General features: G+C 61.5%; 21 protein-coding genes and 3 pseudogenes. 11 read left to right on the top strand and 13 right to left on the bottom strand.

From position 1 onward, the window contains the following. Window positions 1–327, bottom strand: coding sequence for an iron donor protein CyaY (gene cyaY / locus AC3EF3_RS01925; protein ID WP_488530471.1), 327 nt, complete (start codon window positions 325–327; stop codon window positions 1–3). Window positions 328–339: 12 nt separating this feature from the next. Between cyaY and lptM the strand changes: the two genes are divergently transcribed. Next, entirely contained in the window at window positions 340–534 is a 195-nt protein-coding gene (lptM, locus tag AC3EF3_RS01920; protein ID WP_488530470.1) for an LPS translocon maturation chaperone LptM, read from the top strand. Beyond that, window positions 531–1,808, top strand: coding sequence for a diaminopimelate decarboxylase (lysA, locus tag AC3EF3_RS01915; protein WP_488530469.1), 1,278 nt, complete (start codon window positions 531–533; stop codon window positions 1,806–1,808). The genes lptM and lysA overlap by 4 nt, the downstream gene beginning before the upstream one ends. Here the strand turns inward: lysA and msrQ are convergent. Next, on the bottom strand, window positions 1,744–2,403 hold the full coding sequence (gene msrQ, locus AC3EF3_RS01910; protein WP_488530468.1) for a protein-methionine-sulfoxide reductase heme-binding subunit MsrQ: 660 nt from the start codon (window positions 2,401–2,403) through the stop codon (window positions 1,744–1,746). The genes lysA and msrQ overlap by 65 nt on opposite strands. Further along, window positions 2,403–2,585: pseudogene (locus tag AC3EF3_RS01905) on the bottom strand (protein-methionine-sulfoxide reductase catalytic subunit MsrP); the annotation flags it as partial. The pseudogene AC3EF3_RS01905 and the gene msrQ, both read right to left, overlap by 1 nt. A 198-nt stretch (window positions 2,586–2,783) precedes the next feature. Here AC3EF3_RS01905 and AC3EF3_RS01900 point away from each other — a divergent pair. Next, window positions 2,784–4,379, top strand: coding sequence for an RNA-directed DNA polymerase (locus AC3EF3_RS01900; protein ID WP_488530467.1), 1,596 nt, complete (start codon window positions 2,784–2,786; stop codon window positions 4,377–4,379). Window positions 4,380–4,400: 21 nt separating this feature from the next. Here AC3EF3_RS01900 and AC3EF3_RS01895 read toward each other — a convergent pair whose 3' ends face one another. Next, window positions 4,401–5,105, bottom strand: coding sequence for an abortive infection family protein (locus AC3EF3_RS01895; RefSeq protein WP_488530466.1), 705 nt, complete (start codon window positions 5,103–5,105; stop codon window positions 4,401–4,403). Window positions 5,106–5,223: 118 nt separating this feature from the next. Next, entirely contained in the window at window positions 5,224–6,354 is a 1,131-nt protein-coding gene (locus AC3EF3_RS01890) for a sensor histidine kinase (RefSeq protein ID WP_488530465.1), read from the bottom strand. A gap of 297 nt (window positions 6,355–6,651) precedes the next feature. Between AC3EF3_RS01890 and AC3EF3_RS01885 the strand changes: the two genes are divergently transcribed. Then, entirely contained in the window at window positions 6,652–6,828 is a 177-nt protein-coding gene (locus tag AC3EF3_RS01885) for a hypothetical protein (RefSeq protein WP_488530464.1), read from the top strand. Window positions 6,829–6,977: 149 nt separating this feature from the next. After that, window positions 6,978–8,192, top strand: a complete 1,215-nt coding sequence (locus tag AC3EF3_RS01880; RefSeq protein ID WP_488530463.1) for a DesA family fatty acid desaturase — start codon at window positions 6,978–6,980, stop codon at window positions 8,190–8,192. Between the two features lie 102 nt (window positions 8,193–8,294). On the opposite strand, the gene tnpC is transcribed toward AC3EF3_RS01880, so the two are convergent. From tnpC to AC3EF3_RS01855, 5 genes and pseudogenes are all read right to left on the bottom strand, one after another. Beyond that, entirely contained in the window at window positions 8,295–9,824 is a 1,530-nt protein-coding gene (gene tnpC / locus AC3EF3_RS01875; protein WP_488530462.1) for an IS66 family transposase, read from the bottom strand. A 58-nt stretch (window positions 9,825–9,882) separates the two neighbouring features. Then, complete coding sequence (gene tnpB / locus AC3EF3_RS01870; protein ID WP_488530461.1) at window positions 9,883–10,215, bottom strand: IS66 family insertion sequence element accessory protein TnpB; 333 nt, start codon at window positions 10,213–10,215, stop codon at window positions 9,883–9,885. Then, window positions 10,212–10,550: an IS66-like element accessory protein TnpA gene (tnpA, locus tag AC3EF3_RS01865; protein WP_488530460.1), complete on the bottom strand. Its 339-nt coding sequence runs from the start codon at window positions 10,548–10,550 to the stop codon at window positions 10,212–10,214. Before tnpA ends, tnpB begins: the two co-directional genes overlap by 4 nt. A gap of 58 nt (window positions 10,551–10,608) precedes the next feature. Then, a pseudogene (locus AC3EF3_RS01860) lies at window positions 10,609–10,782 on the bottom strand (IS3 family transposase); the annotation flags it as partial. A gap of 12 nt (window positions 10,783–10,794) precedes the next feature. Then, window positions 10,795–10,947, bottom strand: a pseudogene (locus AC3EF3_RS01855) (transposase); the annotation flags it as partial. A gap of 250 nt (window positions 10,948–11,197) precedes the next feature. Between AC3EF3_RS01855 and AC3EF3_RS01850 the strand changes: the two are divergent. After that, window positions 11,198–11,497, top strand: coding sequence for a hypothetical protein (locus tag AC3EF3_RS01850; RefSeq protein WP_488530459.1), 300 nt, complete (start codon window positions 11,198–11,200; stop codon window positions 11,495–11,497). Window positions 11,498–11,642: 145 nt separating this feature from the next. On the opposite strand, the gene AC3EF3_RS01845 is transcribed toward AC3EF3_RS01850, so the two are convergent. Then, window positions 11,643–12,185 (bottom strand): hypothetical protein, encoded by a 543-nt coding sequence (locus tag AC3EF3_RS01845; protein ID WP_488530458.1) that lies wholly within the window; start codon window positions 12,183–12,185, stop codon window positions 11,643–11,645. A gap of 176 nt (window positions 12,186–12,361) precedes the next feature. Between AC3EF3_RS01845 and AC3EF3_RS01840 the strand changes: the two genes are divergently transcribed. The 4 genes from AC3EF3_RS01840 (at window position 12,362) to AC3EF3_RS01825 (ending at window position 14,836) form a co-directional block, all read left to right on the top strand. Next, window positions 12,362–12,829, top strand: coding sequence for a hypothetical protein (locus AC3EF3_RS01840; protein ID WP_488530457.1), 468 nt, complete (start codon window positions 12,362–12,364; stop codon window positions 12,827–12,829). A 201-nt stretch (window positions 12,830–13,030) separates the two neighbouring features. Further along, window positions 13,031–13,183, top strand: coding sequence for a hypothetical protein (locus AC3EF3_RS01835; protein WP_488530456.1), 153 nt, complete (start codon window positions 13,031–13,033; stop codon window positions 13,181–13,183). Next, window positions 13,180–13,452 carry a hypothetical protein gene (locus tag AC3EF3_RS01830; RefSeq protein WP_488530455.1) on the top strand — a complete coding sequence of 91 codons (273 nt, stop codon included), beginning with the start codon at window positions 13,180–13,182 and terminating at the stop codon, window positions 13,450–13,452. The genes AC3EF3_RS01835 and AC3EF3_RS01830 overlap by 4 nt, the downstream gene beginning before the upstream one ends. A gap of 1,231 nt (window positions 13,453–14,683) precedes the next feature. After that, a complete protein-coding gene (locus tag AC3EF3_RS01825) occupies window positions 14,684–14,836 on the top strand; it encodes a hypothetical protein (RefSeq protein WP_488530454.1) in 153 nt (50 codons plus the stop codon). A gap of 366 nt (window positions 14,837–15,202) precedes the next feature. Here AC3EF3_RS01825 and AC3EF3_RS01820 read toward each other — a convergent pair whose 3' ends face one another. Further along, window positions 15,203–15,733 (bottom strand): hypothetical protein, encoded by a 531-nt coding sequence (locus AC3EF3_RS01820; RefSeq protein WP_488530453.1) that lies wholly within the window; start codon window positions 15,731–15,733, stop codon window positions 15,203–15,205. A 423-nt stretch (window positions 15,734–16,156) separates the two neighbouring features. After that, window positions 16,157–16,510, bottom strand: a complete 354-nt coding sequence (locus AC3EF3_RS01815; protein WP_488530452.1) for a winged helix-turn-helix domain-containing protein — start codon at window positions 16,508–16,510, stop codon at window positions 16,157–16,159. Window positions 16,511–16,627: 117 nt separating this feature from the next. Here AC3EF3_RS01815 and AC3EF3_RS01810 point away from each other — a divergent pair, with 117 nt between their 5' ends. Beyond that, window positions 16,628–17,152, top strand: a complete 525-nt coding sequence (locus AC3EF3_RS01810) for a hypothetical protein (protein ID WP_488530451.1) — start codon at window positions 16,628–16,630, stop codon at window positions 17,150–17,152. The last annotated feature ends 30 nt before the right edge of the window (window positions 17,153–17,182 follow it).

The raw sequence follows: 17,182 nt of genomic DNA, 5'->3' as shown, positions 1-17,182 counted from the left end.
TCAATCGAACGTGAGCGGGCGGCCGGCCTGCTCGCTCGCGTACTTCGACAGGTTGGCGAAGAACTCGCCGTTGCCCTTCGTGTCCAGCCACTGGCGGCCGTCGAACTTGTAGTGGAAGCCGCCGGCGCGCGCGGCCATCCACACCTCGTGCAGGGGCTTCTGCAGGTTCACGACGATCTGGCTGCCGGCCGGGAACGTGAGCGTGACCATGCCGCCGACGCGCTGGTTGTCGATGTCGGCGTCCGTCGCTTCGTTGATGCGGTCGCAGCCCGCTTCGACTTTCGCGAGCAGCGCCTCGGCACGGTCCATGTACTCGGGGTCGGTCATTACAATTTGCCGATGTTGAAGGTTGCTGCCATTCTAGGACTCGCGATTTTCCTTTCCGCCTGTGGGCAGAAGGGCCCGCTCTACCTGCCCACCGGTGAGGCCGCCGCCGCGCGCGCCTCCTTGCCGCAGACCTTGAACCCGATCCCTGCCGCCTCCGCGCCGGTCGAAACGGGCACTGGAACTGCCAACCCGGCGCCGCGCCCATGAACACGCTGCCCGGCCAACCGTATTTCCATTACCAAGGCGAGGAGCTCTTCGCCGAAGGCGTGAGCGTGGCCGAGCTGGCGCGCACCCACGGCACGCCGCTGTTCGTCTATTCGAAGGCATCCATGCTGTCCGCCCTGGCCGCCTACCAGCGCGGCTTCGCCGGACGGCGCGCGAAGATCTGCTACGCGATGAAGGCCAACTCGTCGCTGGGCATCCTGCAGGTGTTCGCGCAGGCGGGCTGCGGCTTCGACATCGTGTCCGGGGGGGAGCTCGAGCGCGTGCTCGCCGCGGGCGGCAAGCCGGCCGACATCATCTTCTCCGGCGTGGGCAAGACGCGTGCGGAGATGCGCCGCGCCCTCGATGCGGGCATCGGGTGCTTCAACATCGAGAGCGAAGCCGAGCTGGAAGTGCTGAGTGACGTGGCACGCATGGCCAGCAAGACCGCGCCGGTGAGTATCCGCGTCAATCCGGACGTCGATCCGAAGACGCATCCCTACATCTCGACGGGCCTGAAGGGCAACAAGTTCGGCATCGCGCATGACCGCACGCTGGCCGCATACCAACGCGCCGCGTCGCTGCCCGGCCTGAAGGTCGTGGGCATCGATTGCCACATCGGCTCGCAGATCACCGACGAATCGCCTTACCTCGACGCCATGGACCGCATCCTGGACCTCGTGGAGGCGGTCGAAGCCGCAGGCATTGCCCTGGCGCACATCGACTTCGGCGGCGGCCTGGGCATCACGTACAAGGGGGACGAGCCGCCGGCGGCCGACGACCTGTGGCGCAAGCTGTTCGAGCGCATCGACGCCCGCGGCTTCGGGCAGCGGCAGTTCATGATCGAGCCGGGGCGTTCGCTGGTCGGCAACGCCGGCATCTGCGTGACCGAGGTGCTGTATCTCAAGCCGGGCGAACACAAGAATTTCTGCATCGTCGACGCCGCGATGAACGACTTGCCGCGGCCCGCGATGTACCAGGCGTTCCATGCGATCGAGCCGGTGCGCAAGTCGCCGGGCACGACCGATACCTACGACGTGGTGGGCCCGGTGTGCGAAAGCGGTGACTGGCTCGGGCGCGACCGCCCTCTCGCCGCGCAACCGGGCGACCTGCTGGCCGTGATGTCGGCCGGCGCCTATTGCATGAGCATGGCCAGCAACTACAACACGCGCGGCCGTGCGGCCGAGGTGCTGGTCGCCGGCGACAAGGCTTTGCTTATCCGCGAACGCGAAACGGCTGCGGACCAGATGCGCTCGGAACGGCTCGCGCCTTCGTCTTGAGCCGGTCGGCCACGCGCCAGCCGAGCAGCGTCGCCAGGATCGCCGCGTAGACCGCGACTTCGGCGAAGTTGTGCTTGCCCGCGCGCATCCAGAAGAAGTGCAGGATCGCGAGGCCGGCGATGGCGTACACCAGCTTGTGCAGCGCTTGCCAGCGCTTCGCGCCGATCGCCTTCACGGCGCGGTTGAAGGATGTTGCGGCCAACGGCGTGAGCAGCACGAACGCCGTGAAGCCCACCAGGATGAACGGGCGCTTGGCGATGTCCCTGGCGATGTCGAACCACACCAGCTCCTTGTCGAACACGCTGTACGCGAGCAGGTGCACGCACACGTAGAAGTACACGAACAGGCCCAACATGCGGCGAAAGCGCGCCAATGCCGGCGTGCCGCTCATCACGCGCAGCGGCGTGACCGCCAGCGTGATGCAAAGAAAGCGCAGCGTCCAGTCGCCGGTCGAGCGGATCAGGTGCTCCTGCGGGTTCGCGCCGAGGTTGTTCGTCAGCGCGGCATACAGCAGCCACGCGAACGGCAACAGGCACAGCGCGAACAGCACCGGCTTCGCGGCCCGATGCAGCAGGACCTTCGACGCGCTCGCCATCAGTAGTTCTTCTTCAGGTCCATGCCGGCATAGAGCTGCGCAACCTGCTGCTCGTAGCCGTTGAACATCAGCGTCTTGCGGCGCTTGGCGAACAGGCCCTCGCCCTCGCCGATGCGCCGCTCGGTGGCCTGCGACCAGCGCGGGTGGTCGACGTCCGGGTTCACGTTGGAATAGAAGCCGTAAGACGTGAGCTGGCGCAACCCGCATTGGCTCTGGCGTGGGCCAGCGATGTGTGAGCGTGTACTAACCATGTGCTGGGCGTTCCGACAAGCGTGTCCGTTGGAACTCAGTCTAGGTCGATTTGCCATGCCGAGCCTTACAAGTGGCTTGAGCTACATTCCAACAAGCTCAGCATTGAGTAGGACGGGGAGGGGACCAGAGTGAAGAGATTACTCGCTAACGGCTACTTCCCGTCCGAACTGCCGCCGCCATTTCACACGCGCACCTATGCTGACTTTCTGCTCGCAAGCGCACCGCCCTCCCCGTTTACGCTGGACAAGAAGAAAGAGCCGCAATTTACGACACGGCCCGTCATGTACAACTTGGCCAGAGCGGGGACGCTCCGCCGACAGCTTGGCATTCCAAATCCTGTCAATTTCTACTTGCTCGCCAAAGTGTTGGACGGCATGTGGTCTGAGTTGTCGACTAAGTGGTATCCAAAGCCCGGGACGTCCCTGAGCAAGCCAAAGAAGACCCTAGTTGGGCAAACGCGGCGAGCGTTCGAATGGTCTGGCTCATTTTCAGAACTGCCATACCATCGTGCTCGAATTCGCACGGGAATGCGATACGGTCTGAGAACGGACATCAAGGGCTTTTACCCCTCGATCTACACGCATTCGATCCCGTGGGCTCTGCACGGCAAAGAAAAGTCGCAGCAAAACATTGGCTGGGAGAAGCTCCGAGGGAACAAGATCGACCGGCTGCTTCAAATCGGCCAATTGAAGCAAACAAAAGGCATTCCCATTGGGCCAGACACCTCCTATTTGGTCGCGGAAGTGCTGCTCACCAAATTGGACCGACTGATCGGGCGCGAAATTGGCGACCGCTACATCAGATATCTCGACGACTTTGAGTTTGCGTTTCCCACGTTCAATGAGGCCGAAAAGGGACTCGCGCGCTTCCAAGAAATCCTAAGTCAGTACGAAATGATGGCCAATGAGGCGAAGACAGAAATCTTCGAACTCCCGGCGGAATTGGATAACTCTTGGCCGAGAGAAATCCGGACCATGGCTTTGGCGGAGTCGAACAAGCCAGCTGCACAGCGAACGTTACTCGTCGACTTGTTCAATCGATCGATGGAGCTTCGGGGCGAAAACCTGGATCAAGGTGTTGTCCTCTATGCCGTTCGGAAGACCGCAGGCGTCATCGTTTCAGAAGACAACTGGCCGCTTTATCAACAGCTACTCTTCCAATGGGCGCAGGCAGAGCCTTCTGTGCTCCCCATCGTTCTGGACATCATTTCAACCTACAAAGGAGCCAACTACAACGTTGACACCGACGGCCTTGCGGAGTTGTTGTTCGTCATGGTGAACTTGCACGCTCCCCGAGGGCATACCAGCGAGATTGCTTGGGCGATTTGGGGTCACATTCTTTTCAACGTGAGTCTTGAGACTTCCGCTTCGACGACGGTGCGCCGCATTGACAACTCTGTCATTGCCCTGCTCGCGTTGGATGCGAGATCCAAAAAACTAATCGCCTCCAAGGCCCCAATCGGGGCATGGAAGAAGCACATGACGCCTGAATCGCTGCTTGGTGAGCAATGGCTTCTGTCCTATGAAGGGCGCGTCAAGAAATGGGTCCCCCCGGTCGCTTCCAAGGAGTATGTGAAAACTGCTCCCGGCTTCGGCTCACTGGCGCAGGCGAATGTCTCGTTCTACGACGACACGTGCTCCCTAACGTATCGTCCGCCGTCGATGCAGTTGCTTCGCCTGCGGTTGAAGATGATTGCGCAAGCGGCCGAAGACTATCCCGATTGAAGGATCGCTACTCTTAACGGATCAGGGCTTCTTGCGCTTTTCTTCCCATGTCTGCAGCACAAACATGGCGAGCGCGCCAGAGAGGTTTACTGCAAGCTCGGCATGTCGAGGACGTGGCTTCGCAGCGATCTTTCCTTTGCCGTGGGCATCGGAGAGTCGATTGCGGAGTGTGCCCAGACCCTCAACTGCGGCCGTGCAACCGCCAAGAATTTGCTTGAAAACCTCTTCGGTGTGCTGAGAGGGAGCGATGTTCAACCTTTCCGATGTCAGCCTGTACAACTTCGGTAAGTCATCCTTGTCGTTATAAGTGATGCTCTCTTCGTCTAGAACGTGCTTGCAGACGGACTCCAGCAGAGTTCGCGCAGAGGTGATCGCTCCTTCTACATCGCTGGAGCGGCGGTCAAGCGCCTTGTTCCAAGCTCCGGCAACATGCTCCGCGTCAAACTTCGTGAGCACGTCAGAGACAAGTGCGTCGGCGGGTGCCCTATTACCTTGCTCTAGATAATCCATCAGCGGTTGGAACGCCGCCCAAATGTACTCCCGCCTAGGCTGATACTGCCCCGACCGCTTTTTGATGTAGCTCCAGAACTGCATAGGGTCACGGCATGTCTTCACGAACGATGGGAGAAGCGATTCAATCGTCTTCTCCCTAAGAAGCTCGTTCCGTTCAAGCGAGAAGGCTAGGCCGTCGACGGCATCGCCGCCTGTCGCTATTGACAGCATCATGTTCGTAAGCGTCCGGTGATCCCGTTCTTGACGCCGCTATCCGGGGGCCAACACCATTGCCACCCGCCCGAGCAAACGCATGCCGAGCGAACAGGAGTTGGCCGTTCCTTTGCGAGCCTCAACGACCCCCATCGGCACGAGCGATGGGCAAGCGCATCGTGAAGATGCAGCCTACACCAGGGAGGTTGCGCACGCGCAGCTGCCCCCCCTGAGCCTCGACGCTGCGCAGGGCGATGGACAGCCCGAGGCCGAGGCCCGAGCGGTCGGCACCGCTTTGGGCAAAGGGACGGAACAGGCCGTCTTCTGCGCCGCCCTTCAGGCCGCCGCAATGGTCTGCCACCTCCACTTCCACTTCGTGCTCTCCGGCCCGGGCTTTCAACGTCACCAGCGTTCCCGACCGGGTGAACTTGAAGGCGTTCTGCAGGATGTTGCCGAGGGCGGCGAGGAGCAACGCGCGGTTGCCGGCCACCTGGATATTCGCATCCGCAACGTCCACCTGGAACTGCGCGCCCTTCGCCTCGGCGTACAGTTGCGCCGCCTCTGCTGCTTCCCGAATAAAGTCGGACAGCACGAATATCTGGGCGCCGGCGGCTTGCCGCACCTCGCTGATCGCCACAGCGATCAAATTCTTCATCTCCTGGATGCTGCGCTTCAGGACGCCGCCCGTCGCGCCAGAAACCGGCAAGTTGCTCTGTTCCAGTGCGGCAAGCGCCAGTGATGCCGTCAGGAGGGTGTTGCGCAGTTCGTGCGCCAGTGAGCCGAGGCGCTCGTTGCTCAGGTCCGCCTGCGCTCGCGCAACGGAAGCCTCCCACTGGATGCTGAACGCTGTCACGGCTTCGGCGATGGCGTTGTCAAGGCAGCGATTCAGGGTTCGGAACTCCTGGACGCCAAAAGGCGCGTCCATTTCAACGGCGAGATCGGTGATGGCTTGACAAACATCTCCATAGTCGTGGACCACCTGGTCGATGGAATAACCAAGCTCCAGCAGCCTGCGTCCATGCGCGACCGCGCTCACGCCCACTTCCGACTGCGTGCTCGCGTCACCGCCGGGCGAGCCGGAGATCTTGAGGCTCTCGACCGCCTCACCATCTTCTTCAGCCTTCAGCGTGCGTTCAAGCTGCTCCAGGAAAATCGGGATCCCGTTCTTCAGTTGTTCATCGGTAGCTCCACGGGCTGGCCGGCGGGCTACCTTGGCCTTGCAGCGCTCTATCAGCTCCGAGCGGTGGTTGCGCAGGAACGTGTGCATCATGGCTCCAATACGAGAACACGATACGCCCGCGCTGGGGGCGTGAAAACCGCTCTTGAACCGATGTGTTACGCGGCGTATCGCAGCACGACGGTGAAGTCTGCAGCTTCCCGGCCGCGTGTCGCCCTTTCGGGAGGATGCCAAGGGAACCGCGCGGTGCGCAGCGTAGGAGAAGGACCATTGCCGGTCGCGCGAATGGACGGCTGCCAGGACAAGGGTTCCCTCGGAGGATGGGACACCGCAGTACATCCAGCGGCCAAGGATCAAATGCGTAATCCATATATGACGAGGAATCCGTTCATGAGCGCATGGCTCAGTTCGGCGAACAAAGTACTGGCATCTGCTCGCGGCCAAAGCGCTGCTGCCGCAAAACGCCATGCCACTTCGATTCAGGCAGAAGCGGCCCGACAGGTGCTGGATTTCTGGAGTGGCAAGGTGGCCGCCCCGGCGGGGCGTAAGAGCAGAACACGGCCGTAGGCATCCAGCGTCGGCCTTCGCCCCCAGCGATCTCGCCGCCGCCAGGAGGACAACCGTGCAGACTACCGTGACACAGGCAGGCATCCAGGACGTGAGTTAAATACTCTTCGTAAGGCGCCCCCCGGCACTCCTCCTTTCACGAGAAAACCATGATGCTTCCCGATTGGCCCGTGCTGAACGCGGTCCTTGACTGGCTCGCGAACGGCATGTGGCGCCTGTCCTGGTGGCAGATCGTGCTGTACATGCTCGCCGCGACTCACATCACCATTGCTTCGGTCACGATCTTCCTGCACCGCAGCCAGGCGCACCGCGCCCTGGACCTGCACCGGATCCCATCACATTTCTTCCGTCTCTGGCTGTGGCTCGGCACCGGCATGGTGACCAAGGAGTGGGTGGCGATTCACCGCAAGCACCACGCCAAGTGCGAAACCGAGGATGACCCGCACAGCCCACAGACGCGCGGGCTCGAAACGGTCCTGTGGCGCGGCGTCGAGCTCTATCGCGCCGAAGCGAAGAACAAGGAGACGCTGACCAGGTACGGCCACGGCACCCCCAATGACTGGATCGAGCGCAATCTGTACTCGCGCTACACCTGGCAGGGCGTGGGCCTGATGCTGATCCTCAATCTGGTGCTCTTCGGCGCCCTAGGCCTGACGGTTTGGGCCGTGCAGATGATCTGGATTCCGCTCATCGGAGCGGGCATCGTCAACGGCATCGGCCACTACTGGGGTTACCGCAACTTCGAAACTGCCGACACCAGCACCAACATCTCGCCCTGGGGCCTCATCATTGGGGGCGAGGAGTTGCACAACAACCATCACACCTACCCGACCTCGGCCAAGCTCGCGGTCAAGAAGTACGAGTTCGACCTCGGCTGGGTCTACATCTCTCTGCTGCGCAGGATCGGTTGGGCCACGGTCAAGAAGGTGCCGCCCAAGATGCGGCTGGGTGCCATCCGTGCGGTGGCTGACGACAAGACGCTGGAGGCGCTGATCGCCAACCGGTACGAGCTGATGGCGACCTACGCAAGCGAGATGAAGCGGGTCTGCAAGGCCGAGATCGCCGGCCTCAAGGCCAGGCAGTCCGATTTCTCCGCGCTCAAGTCTGCCAAGCGCTGGCTGCACCGCGATGAAGATCGCGTGCCGGCGTCGGCTCGGTCGCAGCTGGCCCTGGCGCGTGCTGAGTACCCGGAGATCGACAAGATGCTCGCGATGCGCGAAGAGCTGCGCCAGATGTGGCTCAACACATCGCGGTCGCGCGAGCAGCTCGCCGCCGACCTGCAATCCTGGTGCCGTCGCGCCGAAGAAAGCGGCATCGTGGTCCTGCAGCAGTTTTCGATGCGCTTGCGTTCCGCGCACGCCTGATCCAGGTGTCCGCCCGCAGGGGCCACTCGGCCCCCTTTTACTTTTTCTTTAGGCGTCCCGCGTAGCCGCCCGGTAATCCCGTGTTGATGACGGTCTGCGGCCTCAGGCCGCAGCTTCAGCCGATGTCCAGCGGTGCGGCAGCAGTTCATCGATGCGGCTGGCCGGCTGCGTCGGCAAGCGTTCGAGCACGTCGCGCAGGTACGCGTGCGGCTCGTGCCCATTCATCCGGGCTGAGTGGATCAGGCTCATGATCGCAGCCGCGCGTCTCCCAGCGCGCAAGCTGCCGGCGAACAGCCAGTTCGAGCGCCCGATGGCGATCGGCCGGATCTGGTTCTCGACCCAGTTGTTGTCGGCCGGCAAGTCGGCGTCATCGATGTACCGCGTGAGCGCCCGCCATCGCCCGAGGCTGTAATCAATGGCCTTGGCCGTAGCCGACCCCGGCGGCACCTTCTGGCGCTGTGCCGTGAGCCAGGCGTGCAGTGCATCGGCGACCGGCCTGGCCTTTTCCAGTCGGATGCTTCGTCGTCGATGCGGGTCCTGGTCGGCGGCTTCGCGTTCGATCTCGTACAGCTTTGCGAACAGCGCCAGCGCCTGCTCGCCGACAGGGCTCTGGTGATTGGCCCAGAGCTCGTGGAACTTGCGACGTGCGTGCGCCAGGCAGCCGGCTTCGTTCACTCCGCTGGCGAACAGAGCCTTGTAGCCCGAGTAGTCGTCGCACACCAGCGTGCCGCGCCAGCCACGCTCGCCAGGATGGCCCAGGAACTGCGCCGGGTGCCGGCTCGCGCGGCTTTCAGCGAAGTCGAACACGACCAGCTTTGTCGGCTGCAGTTTCGCGCTGCAGTAGGTCCAAAGGTACGCGCGGTGCGTCTTGCCCGCACCCGGCTCGAGCATCGCGACCGGGGTCTCATCGGCGTGCAGCACGCGTTGCTGCAGCAGCTGCGTCCTCATCGCGTCGACCAGCGGCTGCAGCTGCACGCCGCAGCTTCCCACCCATTGCGCCAGCGTAGATCTGGGGATCGCGAAGCCCGCGCGCTCGAAGATCCCTTCCTGCCGATACAGCGGCAGATGGTCGGCGAACTTGGCCACCAGCACGTGCGCGAGCAGGCCGGCCGTCGGCACGCCCTTGTCGATCACGTGAGGCGCAACAGGTGCCTGGACCAGCTTCTCGCACCTCGCGCATGCCCACTTGCCCCGCACGTGCCGCTCCACCGTGAACACGCCAGGCTCGTAGTGGAGTTTTTCTGCGACGTCCTCTCCGATGCGCTTCATCTGACAGCCGCAGCTGCAGGTCGTGCTCTCTGGCTCGTGGCGGAACTCGCGTCGGGGCAACTGCGCGGGCAGGGGCTGCCGCTTGGGCTTGGAGATGTCGGCGGGCTTGCCCGGCGGGACGAGCCGCTCGATTTCCTCCGAGACGGCCTGCATGTCAGCATCCAGCATTTCTTCCAGCAGGCTGCGCTGCTCGCCATCGAATCGCTCGGATTGGGCAGCGAACTTCAGCCGCTTCAGCACGGCGTTCTCGTGCGTGAGCTTCTCGATGACCGCCTGCTTGTGCAGCAGGTCGGCCTGCAGGCGCGCCACCAGCTCGCGCAGCTGCTGCGCGTCGAGGCTGTCGGTGTTGTCCGCGGCGTTCACGGGTACCGATGCTGCCAGCCGCCCATGCTCGGCCGCCTCGGCAGATGCCTGTATTGCGCTACAGCACCGAGATCACGCCGGCCTCGCCGATGCGCTGCCATGCAAGTCCGAGCACGAGCGCATCGAACTGCGCACGCGTGAGCCCGACGCTCGGAGCTCCATCGTTTGTCCAGACGAAGCGGCCCTGGTTCAGGCGTCTGGCCGCAAGCCACACGCCGATGCCGTCGTGGACCAGGACCTTCAGTCGATTGGCCCTGCGGTTGGCGAACAGGTACGCGTGATGTGGGCGCGCCGCACCGAACACGCGCACCACCCGCGCAAGCGCCGCTTCGGTGCCGGCGCGCATGTCCAGCGGTTCGACGGCCAGCCAGATCGCATCGATCCGGATCACTTCAGCAGCTCGCGCATCCAGGCCGCACACTCCGCCGCTGCGGCCGCGGGCCACGTCACCGCCATGCGCGTTGCGCCATGCTGCAGCTCGATGCGGATGTCAGCTGCCGTCGCCGTTGGCGGCGCGGGCAGCGCCAGCGGTACAAAGCTGGGTGCTGGCGCAGACTCGATGGCGCCCGCATCTTGCCGCCGCCACTTGTGCACGACGTTGGCGTTGATGCCGTGCGACAGCGCCACGCGCGCCACCGAAGCGCCGGGCTCAGCACACTCGGCAAGGATCTGCGCCTTGAGCTCCTTGCTGTGGCGTCGGCGAGGCAGCTTCCTGTGATCTGTCATGGTGTCCATCTAACTTCTGAACCGACCCCCACAAGTTGGACACTTGAACCGCGAGAAGCTAAAGAGGTGCCTCTCGCAAACGAAACGACACTGGGCTGGTCCTCAGCCTCGTTTTGATTCTCTCCTCGTTGTAGTAGCGGATGTACTGTTGGATCCCGTCTGCCAGTTGCTCGATCGAGGCGAACTCATTCAAGTAGAAGAATTCGGATTTCAGAGTGCCGAAGAAGCTCTCCTTGATCCCGGCGACACCGTGTGCCTGGTAGCCAGCCACCCACGCTCGCAGCGAATGGAAGCCGACTCCGTGCGCTTCTGCGGTTGCTTTCATTCCGCGGTGCCCCGCCAGATAGGCCTTCACCGCTGCCAATCTGACCTTCTCCGAATACTTCTTCCTCGACATCTGATCCCCATGTTGTCGTCCAACTTCTGGGGGTCAGGTCACTTCTTGGTGGACACCATCCTTGCCGCTTATGCGCCAGCGCTCAAGGGTGAGATGGCCGGACGCTTACTCATGTTCTGCAACGATTCAGCGTGAAGCAACATGCTCTTGGGATCCATGGAGCGGCATTTTCTGCGACTGGGGCAGAATGCGCTACATGCCGAACATCGAACTCGCGAAACGGCTTGAAGAGATAGCTTGAAGGATGACGATGACTCCCAAAGAACAACTCCAGCAGCACCTCGCCAACTTAGAGAGCTATGTCGGCGTATTACAGAAGAAGATCGACCTTGCCGCTGTGGCGTTGCAGGCGACAGAAGCATCCTTCGGCCTCGAAGCCGCCCATGCCCGGTTGATTGAGGGACGTGCGCTGACAGTCGACGAACTCAAAGCATTGCAAGACGCCCGAAACAACTCCTGCGACTCGCTGACGCAAGCGCTTGACGGGATGGCCGCGCTTCGAAAAGAAATCGCAGAAGCACAGAACATCCTCGCTCGGTGGCGAGACTAGGCGTCGGCTTCCCACGCCACACGAGCATTTAGGTTCTCGAGCTGTCTCACTGTGGCCAAATTTCTGGCCTGATGGTGAACAGCTTTACACCCGGAGGCATCCTCGCGCCACCGCGTCTCGTGCCGCATCCCTCTCGGCCCTTTGTTCACGTTGGCTCGGCGCCCCAGCCGTACCCGCTCCAGCCGTTCTTGATCCGGTTCAAGATGGTGGTGCGTGCGACACCGCGAGCTTTACCTGCCTCAGTGAGACTTGGATAGCAAACTCCTGCTGCGATCACTGGCTTGCTGCGGTCGGGGAGCCGCGTGTGCGCCTTCCGTTTGATAGCTGCTCGTCGCATGCGTTGCTTCGTCTTCTTGGACTTCTTCTTGCCCGCGTGGACTTGGCGCAGCTTCTGCCGGCTCTCTTCGCTCCAGAAACCCGGGCCGGCTTCACGTCTGTTCTCCGTCTGCGTCTTGATGACCACATTCCCGACCGCGTAGGGCCCCACGTCAGGCCCGAGCCGTGCCATGCAGTATTGCTTTCCCTTAATGCCTCGCTGGTCCCACTTTCCACTTGCGAGCCAAACCCACTGCCACTCGGCAAACGACATGAGGAACGGAATACCCCGCTTCTTCGCCCCCAACCTGTGCTCGTAGAACGCTTTGAGCGCACGACAGTTGTTCTTTGTCGCCTTTACCGTCAGCTCCATCGCTGCTTCTCCTTGTTTTCTCCACTCTACTTAGCCGGTCGGCGGTAGTCAAAATTGGCGCGCGAACGAATGCCGCACCGTGGTGACTGCTCTTTGCGTTCACGTTTGATTGGGGCCACACCCGGCGTTCCACTCGGTTGCACGGCGCTATTGCCGTGTCAATTGAGGAAACTGCAATGTCGTCCACCAAAGCCCCGCAGAAGAACGCTTCCGCCACCCAACCCGCACAGCCGGCGAACAACCCGTCCGCGTTCTTGGCTTCGCTCGCAAAGCACGTCACGCCCATCGAGAAGCTGTCCGCGTCCCAGGTGCAACAGGATCCCCTGCTCGCGATGCGAACGCGCTTCGCCAACAAGGTCACCGAACAGATCAGGCTGATCCAGTCCGGTGCGCCGAAATCGCGCTGGTTCACGAAGCTTGTCGATGGCAGCTTCGAGCTGACCGTGCGGAACTCCAACATCGCGCTCTCGCTGGCGGACAAGACGCACTTCGCGGCCAAAGATGCCGCGGCCGCCATCGCATTCCTCGAAGCGATCGCCACCGGCGCGAAGGCCGGCGAACTGGATGCGCAGCTGAAGGCCACGACACGCAAGCCGCCGCAACGGAAACCCAAGGCCCCCAGCGCTGCCGCAGAGCAGAAGTAGTCCGCGTACTTCCTACGCGCTGCGGGCCCGTAATGGGCCCGCCAATCATGCCTACGGGCTTGTTTGTCGCGTAACACGACTCGCTGCACGAACTGCACGCGACAAATGCCACACCGCGCGACGCGCTCTTTCGCAAAAGGTGATTTCTCGGCCGCCTGATCCAACCATCCGTCTGTACCGCAACTCATTGAGGTACACGCGATGCACTTCCCGACAATCAATGAACAGTACGTCAATGACTACCTTGACCTGCTGGCCGTCGGCGCAACTCACGAAGAAGCCGTGCGCCAGGTCGCGCTCCAGAATGAAATTGAAGTCTCTGCCGTCGAAGCGGCCGTCGAGGAAGCGGAATGAGTTTCGCGCTCGGTCGCATCGTCTGCACCCGCGCACTGCTGGAGCACTTGGTCAAGATCGGGGACAGCACGCTGCCGTACGTCGAGAGGCACCGCAATCGCGTATGGGGTCTGCTGTCCTCCGAAGACAAGCGAGCCAATGACATGGCGCTGATCCGAGGTGAGCGTGTTCTGTCCAAGTACAAGCTCAAGGACCGTGTCAGCCACATCTACGTCATCACAGAGGCCGACCGCAGCTACACGACCCTGATGTTCTGCAACGAGTACTGACAATAAGCAGACGAGCGTCCGTCCGTTCGCTTCGGCTCCGCACCATCATAAATAGATGTGAAGGCAGCGGGCTAGGTTGCGCACGATTTCGTAGGGTTGGTGGGGGACGAGACGCCAATCAACCATACACAGAAAGCCACGTACTAGCCCTACGTGGCTTTCATCTTTTCCAGCCAAGGTCTGAGACACGCCAACTACGGGACGTGTAGGTGCAGGGGGTAAAGGACCTGCACTCGGGAGCAAAGACGCTCTTGTAAGACGAGAAGCAGCAATGCTTCCAGGCCGCCCTAGGTATTCTGGAGTGAACGAGAGTTCGCCAGACCTGCGCACTAGGGGACGAACGGCAGACGCGACAGACCCCGTAAGAACGGGTTGAGCGCAGGCGGTGCGACCAGCAGGAGCTGGGTGCCGTAAGAGGAGGATGCGTTAGCGGCGAACCTCTCCAGCAATGGGGAGGAGGATTAAGGGATACCTGCGTCCGTTGAATTGTTGAATGCAATCCCAAGTGACAAGCAATGCAGCGAAGCGGATGCGGAGCAGACGCTGAGTGAATGCGCAGTCACTTGCCGACACCTGCTGGTGCCGTGCAGTTGACCTCACAATGTCCGCGAGTATCCCATTTCAAGGCTGACCACTGGCGCTTGGGGCGGCTCTTTGTCCCGCGTCGACAACCTCCACGACGACACGCTACGCATGTCTTAGCTGCCTGCTCTTCGCTCCACTCAGAACAGGCAGGGCGCACGCGCTACGCCCTTCGGGCTGGCGGCGCTCGCAGGCTCGCTTGCCCGACGCGCTACGCCGCGTGACACACAGGTGTTCTGGAGGAAAGGCAGTGGGCAGGTGGTGGCGACTTGTTCGCCGAGTGATGGAAGCGAGTCGGCTCGACACACGATGTCAATGCCTAGGGAAAACACCAGCCTCTTGTTTTTATCTACCGTTCACCTACAGTTCTTGTAAGTTGCCACCTACAAGCCGGGTGGTTGCTGTCCGACAGGACGATCTAGAATGGCTGCGCCGGTCCCGAAAGGGACGCGACCCAAGCAAAGTGGTGTCGCCACAAGGCAAATCGGCTGGAAGTCCCAGCCGATTGCCTGAACCAACGGTTCAAGAGTTGGACCCTTCTGTGAAGTGCCCGTCTTAAGCAACGCAATCTTCTCACAGAGCGTCCTAGTCCTTGTCCGGAGTAGTACGTAACTGTATGCATGCACAGAAGGCTGTGCAGGAGATTGCCATGTCATCCAAGAACCCTCCGCCGCAGAAGATTGGCCGTGACGCGGAAACCGGCCAGTTCATTCCTGTGAAGGAAGCGCAGCGCCATCCGCGCACGTCGGTCGTGGAAACGATCCGCCGCCCGCCGGCGCCTGCGCCGAGCCGCAAGAAGTAAAGCGGCAGCCGGTCGGCTAGGCCGACCGGCCTTTTTTACTGCTGCGCTAGCGCGAATGACGAAGAAGCACGACGACCGCCGATCCAAGACTGGTCCCGGACAGCCCGACGACGATCGACGTGTATCTCGTGGCTCGAACGTCAAGATCGCGCGCGACTCAAGAACCGGCCAGTTCGTCCCTGTCAAGGAAGCGAGCAGGCGTCCGTCGACAACAGTTGTGGAGACAGTCAAGAAGGCTACTCCACTCAAAACGCCGAAAAAGAAATGAGCAACCTGTTTAACTGGCCAGGTCAACCTGACGATGAGCGCAGAAGCCCCATCCCCCGACCGGATGACAAAGGGAAGCCGCGGCCAAAGGGGTAGCCCTTAGGAGCAGCGCCAGAAGATCCACACGCCGAGGCCACTAAGGATCGGCGTGATAGTCGCGAGTCCGCGTATCCAATTGAGGCGCGTGCTCATGACATTGTTGCGCTTAACCGCCCGAGCGATACGTTCGTCGATGTTGCGCAGCTCGGCGTAGCGCCATTGATCGAACGTCCATCCATACGACGGACGCTCAAGGAGTTTTCCCGGCTGGTTATAGACAGCGGGGATTGGTGCAATCCGCAGGCACAAGAACACAAGCGCCATCGCGAGCACGGTCAACCAAACCCCAGCAACAACCGCCGCGATTGCACCTGCGGTCGCCTCATCGTCCAAAAGCTTCACAGCGTAAGCCCATGCCCCACCTGCGCCAGCAAGTAGGACGGTCAGTGTGGTGACCGCCTCTTTGGCAAGAGTATCAGCAGTCGCTAGCCGGCCTTTTAGGTTTTCGATCCCCGCCTTCTCGACCCAGTCATACTCGTCCTTCTCGAACGGGTAGCTGGGTGGCATTTCGCGCTGATCGCTGCTGCTCATGTCCTTCATCATAGGGCTTGAATCGCTAAATCCTCCGATGACGCCAAATGAAGGAGGTTTCGATGCGATGGACTACGAGGCGGCTTACGAGCGCTTGATCAGGCGAGCAAGGCAGAGACATCCATTCGGTACGAGCGAGCGGCATCACATCCTGCCGCTCTCGATGGGAGGGACAGACGATTGGGACAACCTAGTGCGCCTGAGCCCGCGCGAGCATTACGTCGCGCACCTATTGCTATTCCGAATTGGGCACCTCAATCAGATCTTCTCTGCGATGCTGATTTGTGAGCGGCATCGTCTGCGAAAGAGGCGGTGGCTCCGAAAGTGGCATGCGTGGGCACAAGCGCGTGTAATTCGAGAGGCGAACCGACGACGACTGATAGACAGGTGACAGCGTTCGGCCTCGGCTGCCCAGCGGCGGAACTAACCTCGCACCTTCGCGGCTTTCAGCATGCATTGGGAGAGCCGATCGAAGTGCTTGAGCGCCGCTTGCGTCAAGTCAATCTGCTTCCGGCGAGCATCTTCCGTTTCTGCCAGCGTGATCCATCCCTTTTCCCTCAAGGACTTGAGGCGGCTGTGGATGGTTGCCGGTGCGCCCAAGTCCTTCAGTCCCATCATGTCTCGCACGCAAAGGCGTTGCTCGCTCTGCCGCGCGAACGCAACGATACTGAGCATGCGCTCTTCTAGCGGGTCCAGCGCTGGCAACGTCGGCAGTCCACGTATGGCCTCCGCCAGCTGCAAGAACCGGAAATACACGTCTGCGGGCCGCGTACCCATGCATTGACCTATTGCTGAATGAATCGTTGCTAGCTACGCTCCCAGATTGTTCCGGGAATTGAATCGATTCTACCCAAAGTGCGGCACGAGGCATCTAGCCCTGGCTTCTTCGTCAGCATGGTCATCGTCACGATGGCGATGTTCCTTGGCGCCTTAGCCGTCAATGACTGGCTCTTCGCTCGGCTGGAATTTGTGCCAGGAATTAACTGGGTCTATTTGCCGGCAGGTGTCCGCCTGCTTTCGACCTTGCTGTTTGCCGAGGCGGGAGCCGTCGGCCTCCTGCTTGTGTCGTGGCTGGTCAGCTTCGTGTACTTCTTTCCGGATGACCACGTTCGCGCGTTCGTTGGCGGAATCTTGGCCACAGTAGCACCCTATGGCGTTTATCGCCTCGCCCAGAAGGTATATGGCCTTGACGCGTCGCTGCGAAACCTGACTCCCCGCCGCCTATTCGCCTTGATCATCGCCTATTCCGTAGCGAGCCCTCTCCTGCATCACCTCTGGTTCGCGCTGCGCGGCCAGGGCGACCTCTTGCGCGGATTCCTCGTAATGGCCGCTGGCGATCTTCTCGGGACGTTACTTGTCGTGTATGGCGCGAAGGCGGTGCTCCGCGCGCGCCCAGAGCTCCGAGGAAAGGCACGATAGGCGCGTTGACTGGCTACTGTACTCGTTATA

Source organism: Ramlibacter sp. GS1-15, assembly GCF_057785015.1.
Note: the sequence above shows the minus strand (reverse complement) of the source record. Positions and strands in the feature narration are given on the sequence as shown.

What these genes read in the sequence shown, in the direction of transcription:
- cyaY (WP_488530471.1), bottom strand. Translation starts at nt 327, where the DNA reads ATGACCGACCCCGAGTACATGGACCGTGCCGAGGCGCTGCTCGCGAAA.
- lptM (WP_488530470.1), top strand. Translation starts at nt 340, where the DNA reads ATGTTGAAGGTTGCTGCCATTCTAGGACTCGCGATTTTCCTTTCCGCC.
- lysA (WP_488530469.1), top strand. Translation starts at nt 531, where the DNA reads ATGAACACGCTGCCCGGCCAACCGTATTTCCATTACCAAGGCGAGGAG.
- msrQ (WP_488530468.1), bottom strand. Translation starts at nt 2,403, where the DNA reads ATGGCGAGCGCGTCGAAGGTCCTGCTGCATCGGGCCGCGAAGCCGGTG.
- AC3EF3_RS01895 (WP_488530466.1), bottom strand. Translation starts at nt 5,105, where the DNA reads ATGATGCTGTCAATAGCGACAGGCGGCGATGCCGTCGACGGCCTAGCC.
- AC3EF3_RS01890 (WP_488530465.1), bottom strand. Translation starts at nt 6,354, where the DNA reads ATGATGCACACGTTCCTGCGCAACCACCGCTCGGAGCTGATAGAGCGC.
- AC3EF3_RS01885 (WP_488530464.1), top strand. Translation starts at nt 6,652, where the DNA reads ATGAGCGCATGGCTCAGTTCGGCGAACAAAGTACTGGCATCTGCTCGC.
- AC3EF3_RS01880 (WP_488530463.1), top strand. Translation starts at nt 6,978, where the DNA reads ATGATGCTTCCCGATTGGCCCGTGCTGAACGCGGTCCTTGACTGGCTC.
- tnpA (WP_488530460.1), bottom strand. Translation starts at nt 10,550, where the DNA reads ATGACAGATCACAGGAAGCTGCCTCGCCGACGCCACAGCAAGGAGCTC.
- AC3EF3_RS01850 (WP_488530459.1), top strand. Translation starts at nt 11,198, where the DNA reads ATGACTCCCAAAGAACAACTCCAGCAGCACCTCGCCAACTTAGAGAGC.
- AC3EF3_RS01845 (WP_488530458.1), bottom strand. Translation starts at nt 12,185, where the DNA reads ATGGAGCTGACGGTAAAGGCGACAAAGAACAACTGTCGTGCGCTCAAA.
- AC3EF3_RS01840 (WP_488530457.1), top strand. Translation starts at nt 12,362, where the DNA reads ATGTCGTCCACCAAAGCCCCGCAGAAGAACGCTTCCGCCACCCAACCC.
- AC3EF3_RS01835 (WP_488530456.1), top strand. Translation starts at nt 13,031, where the DNA reads ATGCACTTCCCGACAATCAATGAACAGTACGTCAATGACTACCTTGAC.
- AC3EF3_RS01830 (WP_488530455.1), top strand. Translation starts at nt 13,180, where the DNA reads ATGAGTTTCGCGCTCGGTCGCATCGTCTGCACCCGCGCACTGCTGGAG.
- AC3EF3_RS01825 (WP_488530454.1), top strand. Translation starts at nt 14,684, where the DNA reads ATGTCATCCAAGAACCCTCCGCCGCAGAAGATTGGCCGTGACGCGGAA.
- AC3EF3_RS01820 (WP_488530453.1), bottom strand. Translation starts at nt 15,733, where the DNA reads ATGAGCAGCAGCGATCAGCGCGAAATGCCACCCAGCTACCCGTTCGAG.
- AC3EF3_RS01815 (WP_488530452.1), bottom strand. Translation starts at nt 16,510, where the DNA reads ATGGGTACGCGGCCCGCAGACGTGTATTTCCGGTTCTTGCAGCTGGCG.
- AC3EF3_RS01810 (WP_488530451.1), top strand. Translation starts at nt 16,628, where the DNA reads ATGGTCATCGTCACGATGGCGATGTTCCTTGGCGCCTTAGCCGTCAAT.